Source organism: Bacillus cereus group sp. BceL062, from assembly GCF_051780025.1.
GTDB classification, from domain to species: Bacteria; Bacillota; Bacilli; order Bacillales; family Bacillaceae_G; genus Bacillus_A; species Bacillus_A toyonensis.
This window is the reverse complement of the sequence record NZ_JBPWGY010000005.1, coordinates 298,839-310,904: the sequence shown is the minus strand read 5'-3', so window position 1 is coordinate 310,904 and position 12,066 is coordinate 298,839. Positions and strand designations below refer to the sequence as shown.

The window sequence follows — 12,066 nt, the reverse complement described above, 5'->3', positions numbered from 1 at the left end:
TTGTTGAAACAATTAAGCTTATACTGCTAGTTCATGTGGGATAGAGAATATACATATGGTGTATGGATTTATTGAACATTATATAAGTGGAGGCTGAAGTATATGAAGGGGGTTATTTTAGCTGGAGGAAAAGGAAGACGCCTTAGACCATTAACATGTAATACTCCAAAGCCGATGTTGCCATTATTAGAAAAACCAGTTTTGGAATACAATATTGAATTGTTACGTCAGCATGGTATTCGTGAAATTGCAATTACAGTTCAATATATGAGTGCGGCCATTAAGCAATATTTTGGCGATGGTAGTAAATGGGGAGTTGACTTGTACTATTTTGAAGACTCCCCTCCACTTGGAACGGCAGGAAGTATTAAACAAGCGGAAAACTTTTTAGATGAAACATTTGTTGTTATAAGTGGGGATGCATTAACTGATTTTCGATTATCAGAAGGAATTGCGTTTCATGAACAAAAGAAAAGAATGGTAACTATGTTTGTAAAGGAAGTAGAAAACCCACTCTCATTCGGTTTGGTTGTAATGAACAAAGAACAAGAGGTTACACGATATATAGAAAAACCGAGCTGGAATGAGGTAATCTCCAATATTGTGAATACAGGGATTTATATTATGGAGCCAGAAATCTTTTCTTACATACCCCCCCGAGAATTTTTTGATTTCAGTCAAGATGTGTTTCCATTATTAGCAAATAAGAACGCGTTATTTGCATATTTGTCAGAAGGTTATTGGTTAGATATTGGTACATTTGATCAATATCGACAAGCACAATTTGATTTGTTAACGAAAAAATTGCAAGTACCTATTCCTTATACGGAAGTGTTACCGATGGTATGGATGGGAGAAGGTGTGACGATTGGAAAAGGGACGAAAATTCATGGCCCATCTTTTATTGGAGAAGGAGCAAAGATTGGTGCGGGGGCTGTAATTGAGCCGTACTCTATTATCGGGAAAAATAGTATTGTTTCAAGTTACTCTCATCTTCAAAAAAGTATTGTTTTTGCAAATGCTCACATTGGGGAGTATTGTGAGCTATTAGAAACGACAATAGGAGAGCATACAATGGTTGAAGATGACGTTACGTTGTTTCAAAAAAGTATTGTAGCGGATCATTGTCATATAGGGAAGAGTACGGTCATTAAGCAAAAAGGAAAATTATGGCCTTATAAGGCCATTGATAGTCATTCGATAGTAGGATCGGCTGGTGTTCAAGAAAGTGAAAAAAGCGCTGGCTGGTTACAAAAAAGCCGTATTGTAGGGAGAGGGAATGTTGAGATTACTCCGCAATTTATTGTAAAAGTGGCGATGGCGTATGGATCTCTTTTTGGAAAAGGGGAAAGCATACTAATTGGGAGTCAAGAACATATAGAAACAACTTCTTATAAAAATTTATTTTTACATGCTATTCATGGTATCGGGATTCATACGATGGAATGTAAAGAGATGAACGAGTCACTTTTTCAGTATAGCATTCATAATTTGCAATGTGCAGGTGGGGTTTTCGTTCAAGTGGAAAATGAAAAAGAAGTTGTTATAAAGCTGTATGGTAAGGATGGGATGCTGTTAACGTATAAGCAGCAAAAAGCAATAGAACAAGTATATATGTCCGAGTCGTTTTATTACGTATGTGAGAAAGAAATGGGACAAAATACGCCAGTCCACGTTTCTTTAAATGACTATATAGAAGCTGTATTAGAATGCATTGATATTGAACAAATACAAAAACAAAAGTTTCATCTTCTTATTAATAAGAGAAATGATATGTTACAACATTTACTTATGCTCTTTCTTCAAAGGCTTGGGTGCACAGTTACATGGATTTATGCGGGCGAACAAAAAGATCATGTGAAAGCTTTGATGAAATCAAGTAAAGCGAATATGGCGCTTATGTTTTCTGAGCAAGGAAATTATTTCGAGTTATATGATAATCATAGTAATATTTACCAAGGTACAGATTTTGAAGAAATAGATCTTCCTGACTTATTACTGGAATCAAAAGGGAATATTTACCCAATGTCTTTGAAATTAGGAGAATGTTACCTTCTATTTTATATACATGATGAAAAAAAGGCATTTCAAGTAAAGTGGAAACGAGATATTTTATATCGAATTGGAAAGTTATTCGAGTTAACAGCACTGCAAGAAAAGGCGTTTCTTAGCATAGTAGAGCAATCACCGCCGCTTTATTTACTTTATGATGAAGTTGTGTGTTCATGGAACGAAAAAGGGAAAGTGATGAGGAAATTATTGGCCGATATGGAAAGAAAGGAAGAAGGTATATTTGAAGGAGTGCAGTTCAAATATACCGAAAAAGAGTGGTCTTATATCGTTTCTGACACAAAACAACCAAAATTTTTGGTGTATTCACATGCTAGAAATCCAGTGATAGCAAGGGAAAACATGAAAAATCTTATAGAAAAAATTAGACAATATCAAAAGGTGTAGAATTTTTATTTTAAAAGTGGTATTATGGTATAGTCTGATTTAAGTTATTAGTACTGGAGGGAAATAAGAATGCGTGTGAATATTACTCTAGCATGTACAGAATGCGGAGATCGTAACTATATCTCAAAGAAAAATAAACGTAACAACGCTGAGCGTATCGAGCTTAAAAAGTATTGCAAGCGTGACAAGAAGTCTACGTTACACCGTGAAACAAAGTAAGCAGTAGGAATATTTTCCTACTGTTTCTTTTTTTATTCGATTCCTATATTAAAAGTGATACACTATCATCATAGAGTAAAGTGTCACTGTAGGGGGGCGAAGATGTGTGAAAGAAGAGAAAATACGTTTACGTAAACAAATAATAGAACACATGAATTCTTTATCGGAAGAACAGTATGCAACTTTATCAGAGCAAATCGCAGTTTCGTTGTATGCGCAAAAAGAGTGGGTTGAAGCTGAAACAATTGGAATCACTCTTTCAATGGAAAATGAAGTGAATACATATCCTATTATCGAAAAAGCTTGGGAAGAAGGAAAGAAAGTTGTAGTTCCGAAGTGTAATAAAGGAACAAGAACAATGTCCTTCCGGCAAATTAGTAATTTTGATCAATTAGAAACGGTGTATATGCATTTGCGTGAACCGATTCCATCGCTTACTGAGGAAGTGAATGCGGATGAAATTAACCTTCAAATCGTACCAGGCGTAGCTTATACAGAGCGAGGAGAACGGATTGGATACGGCGGGGGCTATTATGATCGTTATCTTGTGCATTATAAAGGGAAAACGCTATCATTAGCTTATGATTTTCAAATGGTAAAACAAATTCCAGTGGAACCATTTGATAAAAATGTAGAAAAAATTATTACAGAAAAAGGAACAATGGTTATAAATGGGCTTGTATAGACAAATAAAAATTGACGAGACTTTTTCTTCTTGATTATAATAAAATATGTGAACGTTTTCTTATTATAATTTTTTATAGTAAGTGAGCATAGAGGGTGATGAAATGGTATCTATTTATGATATTCAGCAATTGCTAAAGAAATTTGGTACGATTATTTATACGGGTGATCGAATTGCAGATTTGCAATTAATGCAAGATGAGCTACGTGAATTAAATCAGTCACAGCTAATCGATCCACAAGACTATCAAACAGCTTTATTTTTATTGAAGCAAGAAATTCAAAAAGAGCTAAATAAGAATTAGATAAAGGTAGGTAAGCAACATGGAAGAGAAATGGTTAGTTGGTGTTGACCTTGGTGGTACAACGATTAAATTAGCATTTATTAATGTATACGGTGAAATTTTACATAAGTGGGAAATCCCTACGAATACAAATGAGCAAGGAAAACATATTACACTTGATGTAGCGAAGGCAATTGATAAAAAATTAGAAGAGTTAGGCGAATTAAAAAGCAAGTTAATTGGTATTGGTATGGGAGCTCCTGGTCCTGTGCATGTGGCATCTGGAATGATTTATGAAGCAGTTAATTTAGGGTGGAAAAACTATCCATTAAAAGATTTACTAGAAGTAGAAACAGGGTTACCTGTTGTAATTGATAACGATGCAAACTTAGCAGCGCTTGGCGAAATGTGGAAAGGTGCTGGCGAAGGAGCAAAAGATTTAATTTGTATGACGCTTGGCACTGGTGTCGGTGGTGGTGTAATCGCCAATGGTGAGATTGTACACGGTGTAAGTGGTGCTGCTGGTGAGATTGGACATATTACAGTCGTTACAGAAAATGCTTTCCCATGTAATTGCGGAAAATCTGGTTGTTTAGAAACAGTAGCTTCTGCAACGGGTATTGTGCGTGTTGCTATGCAGAAAATACAAGAGACTGATAAAGAAAGCATGTTACGTTCTATGTTAGCAGAAGAAGGACGTATTACATCAAAAGATGTTTTTGAAGCGCACGGACAAGGTGATGAACTAGCAAATGAAGTAGTAGAAAAAGTAGCTTCTTATTTAGGATTAGCTGTAGCGAATCTTTCTAGTACGTTGAACCCAGAGAAAATTGTTATTGGTGGAGGCGTGTCTAAAGCTGGAGATGCACTATTAGAACCAATTCAAAGTTATTTCGAGCAATATGCTTTCTCACGTGCTGTAAAGAGTACGAAGTTAGCCATTGCAACACTTGGTAATGATGCAGGTGTTATTGGAGGAGCTTGGCTTGTAAAAAAGCACAAATACGAAGCGAAGATGATATAAGTTGTGAAATGTGAAAAGAGGAAGGGGGAAACCCTTCCTCTTTTTGCGTAAAATCTTGATGAAGAATAACATGTAAGTGAATTAAGCTGCTGGCGGATACCCGTTATATAGAACAGTCATGATCGTAAACCATCCGAAAACGAGTACAGTCGCAATTGCAAAGCCGCCTGCGAAAAAGTTCTTTTCGCGAAGTGTTCTAAGCGTAGCAAAAACAGCTAACAGAGTGACAAGCGTAAAAATAATAACAAGGCCCATACAATATCCTCCTCTGTCTACCTATTCTTAAATGTGAGTTTTTAGAATATTTACTCTTTTACATTGTACATGTTTTAAAAATGATTGTCGAGATAGCATCCTTTCTTTTCCTAAGAGAAAGAAATGTTGTATCATTAAAAGTAAGCTTAATAACTGGAGGAGATTTTCATATGAAATGGACACAAATGCCGTTAGGACCATTACAAACAAATGCTTATATTTTAACGAATGATCAAAATGAGTGTATTATCTTTGATCCTGGTCATGAAGGAGAGAAGCTCGTTACATATTTACAAGAAGAACAATTAAAACCACTGGCGGTTTTATTAACGCATGCCCACTTTGATCATATTGGTGCTGTTGATGCGGTAAGAGACGCTTTCCATATTCCTGTATACGTACATAAAGAAGAGGCAGATTGGTTAGGAGATGGAACTGTAAATGGCTCTCAAATTTTTATGATGAACCGTAGTATTACAGCTAAGCCAGCGGATCATATTATTGATGCAGAAGGTACATTAACAGTCGGTTCATTTAATTTTGAAATTTTTGAGACGCCAGGACACTCTCCAGGAAGTATTTCTTATTATAGTAAAGAGGCGAATGCAGTGTTCTCAGGAGATGTATTATTCCAAATGAGTATTGGAAGAACTGATTTACCTGGTGGAAGTTTTGCTGAATTAATTGGAAGTATTGAAGAGAAATTATTCGTATTGCCAGATGAAACAGCGGTGCTATGTGGACATGGTCCAGAAACAAGCATCGGTTTTGAAAAAGAAAATAATCCATTTTTACAATAAGGAGTCATTATGGGGATGGAGCTCATTTTAAGAGAATGGATGGGGAAAGAGAAAGATTATTCGATTTCATATAGTACGTATATGAACCTCGTATTGTATGCAGAAGGGCATGGCTATTATATGAAGGACCGTGAAAAGATTGGAAGACAAGGCGATTTTTTTACAAGTAGCAATGTATCCTCTGCTTTTGCAAAAACATTTGCTAAGTTTTTTATTCGTCTTGTTGAGAATGATGAAATCGCTCCAAATATTTGTGAGATTGGCGGGGGAACAGGAAAGTTTGCCTATGATGTTTTACAAGAATGGAAGCAATTATCTCCAGAAACCTTTATTGATTTAAACTATTCAATGATTGAAGTGAGCCCTTTTCATAGAAAATTACAACAAGAGAATCTGTGCTCATTTTCTAATGTATCGTATTATACATCTTATAGTAAAATGGGAGAGTCATTCGAAGGAATTCTTTTTTCGAATGAGTTATTTGATGCATTTCCTGTTGAAGTAATTGAGAAGAGAAATGGGATGTTGTATGAAGTACGTATTACGTATACAGAGGAAGGGAACCTTGCTGAAGTATGTAGACCGTTAGATAAAAGAATCGGTCGCTACTTACTGAAATATAACATTCATATTGCAGAAGGGCAGCGTTTTGAGGTGCCAATTGCGATGGAAGATTATATAAAAGGAATTGCAAAATGGTTTCAAAAAGGTATATGTATTACAGTTGACTATGGATACACAAAAGCAGAATGGACGTACCCTGCGCATCGAGAAGGAAGTTTACGTGGGTATTATAAGCATAAGTTAATACGTAATCCTTTAGCGTATCCAGGGGAAATGGATCTTACTACTCATATTCATTGGGATGAGTTAAAGGCGATTTTTAACCTTCAGGGAATGAGTGCAGTATGGCATAAGAAGCAATCTGATTTTTTGTTAGCTGCAGGAATATTAGAACAGCTTACGAGTCATCAAGATACGAATCCTTTTTCTGAAACTCAGAAACAAAATCGAGCAATTCGTTCTATGATTTTGAACGGAGGATTAGGGAATGCCTTTGATGTTGTTATACATACGAAAGACATACAGAATTTACATCTGAATCGGTATTTAACAATATAAAAAACAAGACACAGCATATTTCTGTGTCTTGTTTTTTAATACGACGTATGTAGTATTATATATTTCCTCTCATGATATATATTTATATTAAAGATATGAGATGAAAAATATAGAATACGTTCTTTTTCTCTGTTTATTAGTCCCTAACCTAATAATACGCGAACGAGTTGAATAATTGTTTCGTTTTCTACTTTGTAGTAAATTTCTAATCCTTTTCTTTCACTAGAAACGATTTTAGCACTTTTTAATTTTGCTAAATGCTGTGAAATTGTAGACTGTGGCATGTTTAAGCCAGTGTACATTGTAGAAACGTTGCTTGGACCACGCTCGATTAATCCTTTTACGATACATAAACGAACTGGGTGAGCAAGTACTTTCAATAATTCTGCATTGCTTTCATAAAGTTCTATTTCTTTTTGAAAGGTTTCTAACATGTTCTTTTCCACCTCCGTGTGAGCTGTTATACCATACTATACATACCAAAAAATTAAAGAAAAGAAAACAGTTGTTGCAGAAAAAATTTCCTAAAGTAAAGAAATTGTAAGAAAAGAGACCCTGATGTAAATAAAATGGATAAATTAGCACAGTTTTGTAAAATGACACTTTTGGGCGAAAATTTTGATGCGTTTTAAAAATTGAAAGATATAGATATATTTGTAACACAATTTTATCATGATTTTCTTATTCTTTCAAATGAATATACAAAATTTTTAAAATAATATGACAAAGGAATTATAATGCTATATATAGAATATAAAACAGGTTAAAAGAAGCCCGATGTAATCAGCTTTTTTATGAGGATAATGAGACACTTGAGTGTAGCTGATCAATCTTAGAATGATCAAGTCATTCGTCATTTATGCTAGAGCTCATCTTTTAGCAACTTTAAAAATCTGCGATTCCATATATTCTCATAAAAGTCAATTGTCTCTTTTGCGGACATAAATGGATTGTTTAATGTAGAAGTTATTTTAGGTGTCATAAAGTTTTCGTACCCTAGTCCGTGGGCAAATTTAATCGTAGCATCCATACAGTACTCTGTTTGGGCGCCACAAAATTCAATACGATGTACAGATAATTGATCTAAAATTTCTTTTAAGTTTGTTTTATAAAATGAATTTGCATGTGTTTTTCTCACAAAGAAATCTTGGTCTTGAACATCTAGATCAGTATGAATAGCCCAAAGTTCTTTTTCGGGTACTAAATCATCATCACAATGTTGAACAAAAATGATTGGTTTATTTGATTTCCTGTATGAAGAAATTCTTTTATTTACTTTTGTAAGCAAGTTTTGTAAATCAAATAAATGCTCTCCGCTATAACATACCCCATTTTGTAAATCGATAACGATTAAAATATCAGAACAAGTATCCATTATTTTTACCCCCTTTTATTTCTTAATATATCGATAAAACCATTATTTGTAAATAAGTGATGTGCTTTTATCCCACTATTTGTGGGAGGCGGGCTGCCCGTAAACGCCCGATTGGTGAAGGCTAATAATGAGTGGGAATGAACAAAACCCCCAATGATTAAATTTTTGTACAGAGATAATAAAGTAGTTTCATTTACAATAAAATTCTTTAAAAAACAATAAAGTTGTTTTATTATAATTGGGGTAGAGTCAAGAAAATACGCATTTACAACGATAAGTATTTTGATACAAGTCTTATGAGACATTATGAGGTCTAATTGAAAGGTGATTGGATTATGTACCGATAGGTTTTACTCTATTGAGATTGTGAAGTTTCCTACTTAAACTAACGGGGCAGGTTAGTTAGATAAAGGGATATTTGGATTAAGATAGATGTAAGTAGAAAAACTACTAAAGTAATAAGAGTTGCTTCAGTAAAATAAGGTATATTATATTTGTTGAATAGATTCTCTGTAAAGACAAGAAAAGTAGGTGAACAAAGTGGGCAAATATCAATTGGATTACAAAAGTCAGGTAGCTGTGGCAAAGTTTCATGAAAAACAGACGCCTGCCAAATTTGATAAAAAGCAGCAACTTGAAAAATTGCGTGCGGAGTATTTGAAAAAGAAGCAAAAACAAACAGATAAATAATATGTTTTGTTTGTCTGATTGTTTTGTATTCGGTGTAAACAAAAGAAAATAGGTAAGTTATTCATCGTTCAAATATATACAGGCTATTTTTTCAAACATCTTTCTTAATGAACTAACGCATGCGTTAGTTCATTAAGAATAAATAAAAAAGTCGATTCCTTGAGAGGGGAATCGGCTTTTTTTAATAAGTGATATTTCCGTAGCGTTGTAAATCCGCATTTTCCTGACGCTACCCCTCATTAGACTAACGAGGAGGATGGTTGAAGAAGACAAAAAAATTTGAGTACAAAAAGAAAAAATACTAAAAAGAAGATATGAAAACTTACTCTCATATCTTCTTTTCTCTCTACGCATTTACAGGTTCTTCTACATAAGAGAGGGCATTTTCAAAATCGGATATTAAATCGTTAACATTTTCAAGACCGACTGATAAGCGAAGTAATGAATTAGAGATACCTCTTTCATCACGAGCTTTTTGCGACAGTGCGGCGTGGGACATTTTAGCTGGGTAGGAAAGAATCGATTCGACAGCTCCTAAACTCACTGCAAAAACAGGTAATTTTACTTTTGATAAAAATTGGCGGAGTGCATCTTCTGACTGCAAAGTAAACGATAAGACCGCTCCAGCTGACGTTGCTTGAGATTGTTGAATATTGAATCCAAGATGTGTTTGTAATCCCGGATAATAGACATTTTGTACTTTAGCATGCTCTTGTAAATAGTGTGCAATTTTATTGGCATTTGCAGCTGAGTGCTCAAGACGTACATGTAATGTTTTTAGACCGCGAAGTACGAGAGAACAATCTTGAGGTCCTAAAATAGCGCCAAATGCATTTTGTAAAAATCCAAGCTTTTGAGCGAGTTCTGCATCTTTTACGACCGCTAATCCGGCAGTAACATCACTGTGACCAGCAATAAATTTTGTAGCACTATGAAGAACGACATCGGCGCCAAGATCAAGTGGCTTCTGGAATAATGGTGTCAAAAAAGTATTATCAACAAATGTAAGAGCACCAATAGATTTTGCGAGTTTAGAAACCTCGCGAATATCTGTTACTTTTAAAAGTGGGTTAGATGGTGTTTCTACATAAAAGAGTTTCGTATTCGATTTAATATTTTGCTTTATTTCTTCTAAATTGGTCATATCAACAAATGTATGTGAAACACCGTAACGGGAGAGTACTTCAGTTATAATTCGATAAGTGCCTCCGTATACGTCTTCTGAAATGAGAACGTGATCGCCTTGTGAAAGAAGGAGAAAAGCAGTAGAAATCGCTGCAATGCCTGAGGCAAAGGCGAATCCTTTTGTTCCGCCTTCTAATAAAGCAATGATATCTTCCAGAGCTTCACGAGTTGGATTTCCAGATCGGCTATAGTCGTATTTGCCAAAAGTATCTACATCAAACTGGTGAAATGTTGATGTGTTATAAATGGGAACGTTAACAGCTCCTGTTTGTGCATCGTGTTTATATTGGTTGTGTAGTAAGAGTGTATCTATAGAATAACTCATATTCTCACACCTTCTTTTACAAGTTTAATGGCTTGATTTAAGTCTTGAATTAAATCATTACTGTTTTCAATGCCGACGGAGAATCGAAGAAGACGATTACATACACCGTTCGCCGTTCTGATTTCTTCTGGAATATCAGCATGTGTTTGCGTTGCTGGATAAGTCATTAAACTTTCTACACCACCAAGACTTTCGGCAAATGTGATTAAGGATAAAGATTGTAAGAATGGATTAATCCAAGCTTCATCTTTAAGTCGGAATGAAATCATACCGCCTCTCCCTGGATAAAAGACATCTGTCACACCATCCTCATCATTTAAATAAGCAACAACTGCTTTCGCATTTTCTTCATGTTGTTTCATGCGAAGCGCTAAAGTTTTCATACCACGAATTAATAGCCATGAGTCAAATGGGCTTAAGACAGCACCGGAGGCATTATGATAATGAGCGATTTCCTCACAAAGTTCCTTTCCTTTTGCAACGACAAGTCCGCTTAATACATCATTATGCCCACCTAAATATTTCGTTGCACTATGAAGTACGATGTCAGCACCTTCTGTTAATGGCTGCTGTATATAAGGCGTGTAGAATGTATTGTCTACGATAAGAAGTAGTCTGTGTCTTTTCGCTACAGTTGCGACAGCGGCAATATCAGTAACTTGCATTAATGGATTAGTCGGAGTTTCTATGAAAATAGCCTTCGTTTCAGTTGTGATAGCTTGCTCAATTTGTTTAATAGATTGTGTATTTACGTATCTACATCGAACATTCCACTTTTTTTCGTGCTCGGAAAATAAGCGATATGTTCCCCCGTATAAATCTTCGGATACAATAAGTTCATCTCCAGAACGGAATAATGAAAGGACGAGGAGAACAGCTGCCATACCTGAACTACAGGCATAACCTTGTTGGCCATATTCTAAGTCTGCGATTGCCTGTTCTAAAAGACCACGAGTTGGATTTCCAGTTCGTGAATAGTCAAAGCCGGTAGATTTACCAAGTCCTTCGTGACGATAAGCGGTTGAGAAATAAACGGGTGGATTAACAGTTCCTGTTGTAGTTTCGCTACGATTTCCGATTTGTGCTAGTTTTGTTTCGATAGTTGACATGTAAAAATTCCTCCTTTTTAAATTGAACCAGTAGTTGAATATAAAATAAAAAAAGCCTTCTAAGAAGAAGGCTTTCGGATTGAATAGAGTCTTCTTCTCATCTGTCAAATCTTTCACAATTTGCTGGAATTAGCACCTTATTAACAAATGTTAATGGTTGCTGAGGCGTCATAGGGCCAGTCCCTCTACCTCTCTAGATAAGAATGTTCGTATGAAATTTTTATTATGTTTTTAACTTTACAACAAAAGTTAATTGAATTGCAACTTTATTTTAAATAATTTTTATTTTTCCGCAAGTGTCATTGACTTTTATATTTGTGCATGCTAAATTTATAAAAAATTAACAAACATTGTTAAAAGGGGAACGCATTTCCTTTTAGCTACATAAATAAAATAATAAAGACAACTCTTATTGAGAGCGGTGGAGGGAAAGGCCCTGTGAAACCCGGCAACCTTCAAACGAAATGTTTGAAACGGTGCTAATACCTGCAAAACGAATGTTTTGCATAATAAGAGGCGGAACAATTATGTCCCCCT

Annotated in this window: 13 protein-coding genes and 2 riboswitches; of the genes, 8 read left to right on the top strand and 5 right to left on the bottom strand. The window is 35.1% G+C overall.

Annotated features, from left to right (window positions below; translation table 11 throughout):
* Positions 1-102 precede the first annotated feature (102 nt).
* The 5 genes from ACS2MN_RS14945 to glcK all read left to right on the top strand — a co-directional run bounded on the left by ACS2MN_RS14945 (position 103) and on the right by glcK (position 4,668).
* Complete coding sequence (locus tag ACS2MN_RS14945) at positions 103-2,457, top strand: sugar phosphate nucleotidyltransferase (RefSeq protein ID WP_000679283.1); 2,355 nt, start codon at positions 103-105, stop codon at positions 2,455-2,457.
* Between the two features lie 69 nt (positions 2,458-2,526).
* Positions 2,527-2,676, top strand: a complete 150-nt coding sequence (gene rpmG / locus ACS2MN_RS14940; RefSeq protein WP_001265616.1) for a 50S ribosomal protein L33 — start codon at positions 2,527-2,529, stop codon at positions 2,674-2,676.
* A 106-nt stretch (positions 2,677-2,782) separates the two neighbouring features.
* Positions 2,783-3,361: a 5-formyltetrahydrofolate cyclo-ligase gene (locus ACS2MN_RS14935; RefSeq protein ID WP_000656840.1), complete on the top strand. Its 579-nt coding sequence runs from the start codon at positions 2,783-2,785 to the stop codon at positions 3,359-3,361.
* 103 nt (positions 3,362-3,464) lie between these two features.
* Entirely contained in the window at positions 3,465-3,665 is a 201-nt protein-coding gene (locus ACS2MN_RS14930; RefSeq protein WP_000253699.1) for a YqgQ family protein, read from the top strand.
* A 19-nt stretch (positions 3,666-3,684) separates the two neighbouring features.
* A complete protein-coding gene (glcK, locus tag ACS2MN_RS14925; protein WP_000391710.1) occupies positions 3,685-4,668 on the top strand; it encodes a glucokinase in 984 nt (327 codons plus the stop codon).
* Positions 4,669-4,749: 81 nt separating this feature from the next.
* On the opposite strand, the gene ACS2MN_RS14920 is transcribed toward glcK, so the two are convergent.
* The gene (locus ACS2MN_RS14920; protein WP_000524850.1) at positions 4,750-4,923 is read right to left on the bottom strand and encodes a DUF2759 domain-containing protein; all 174 of its coding nucleotides are present in this window, start codon (positions 4,921-4,923) and stop codon (positions 4,750-4,752) included.
* A gap of 170 nt (positions 4,924-5,093) precedes the next feature.
* Here ACS2MN_RS14920 and ACS2MN_RS14915 point away from each other — a divergent pair, with 170 nt between their 5' ends.
* Both ACS2MN_RS14915 and ACS2MN_RS14910 read left to right on the top strand, forming a co-directional pair.
* Entirely contained in the window at positions 5,094-5,723 is a 630-nt protein-coding gene (locus tag ACS2MN_RS14915) for an MBL fold metallo-hydrolase (RefSeq protein WP_000872319.1), read from the top strand.
* Positions 5,724-5,732: 9 nt separating this feature from the next.
* The gene (locus ACS2MN_RS14910; RefSeq protein ID WP_198130230.1) at positions 5,733-6,845 is read left to right on the top strand and encodes a class I SAM-dependent methyltransferase; all 1,113 of its coding nucleotides are present in this window, start codon (positions 5,733-5,735) and stop codon (positions 6,843-6,845) included.
* A 143-nt stretch (positions 6,846-6,988) separates the two neighbouring features.
* Here ACS2MN_RS14910 and ACS2MN_RS14905 read toward each other — a convergent pair whose 3' ends face one another.
* Complete coding sequence (locus ACS2MN_RS14905; RefSeq protein WP_000894375.1) at positions 6,989-7,279, bottom strand: ArsR/SmtB family transcription factor; 291 nt, start codon at positions 7,277-7,279, stop codon at positions 6,989-6,991.
* Positions 7,280-7,707: 428 nt separating this feature from the next.
* On the bottom strand, positions 7,708-8,220 hold the full coding sequence (locus ACS2MN_RS14900) for a cysteine hydrolase family protein (RefSeq protein WP_000379183.1): 513 nt from the start codon (positions 8,218-8,220) through the stop codon (positions 7,708-7,710).
* 540 nt (positions 8,221-8,760) lie between these two features.
* Between ACS2MN_RS14900 and ACS2MN_RS14895 the strand changes: the two genes are divergently transcribed.
* On the top strand, positions 8,761-8,910 hold the full coding sequence (locus ACS2MN_RS14895; protein ID WP_000521653.1) for a hypothetical protein: 150 nt from the start codon (positions 8,761-8,763) through the stop codon (positions 8,908-8,910).
* A 346-nt stretch (positions 8,911-9,256) separates the two neighbouring features.
* Here the strand turns inward: ACS2MN_RS14895 and metC are convergent, their stop codons facing one another.
* Positions 9,257-10,420, bottom strand: a complete 1,164-nt coding sequence (gene metC, locus ACS2MN_RS14890) for a cystathionine beta-lyase (protein WP_000122267.1) — start codon at positions 10,418-10,420, stop codon at positions 9,257-9,259.
* Entirely contained in the window at positions 10,417-11,529 is a 1,113-nt protein-coding gene (gene metI / locus ACS2MN_RS14885) for a cystathionine gamma-synthase/O-acetylhomoserine thiolyase (RefSeq protein ID WP_000103906.1), read from the bottom strand. Before metI ends, metC begins: the two co-directional genes overlap by 4 nt.
* 94 nt (positions 11,530-11,623) lie before the next feature.
* Positions 11,624-11,733, bottom strand: a riboswitch (SAM riboswitch).
* 202 nt (positions 11,734-11,935) lie between these two features.
* Positions 11,936-12,045: riboswitch (SAM riboswitch) on the top strand.
* The last annotated feature ends 21 nt before the right edge of the window (positions 12,046-12,066 follow it).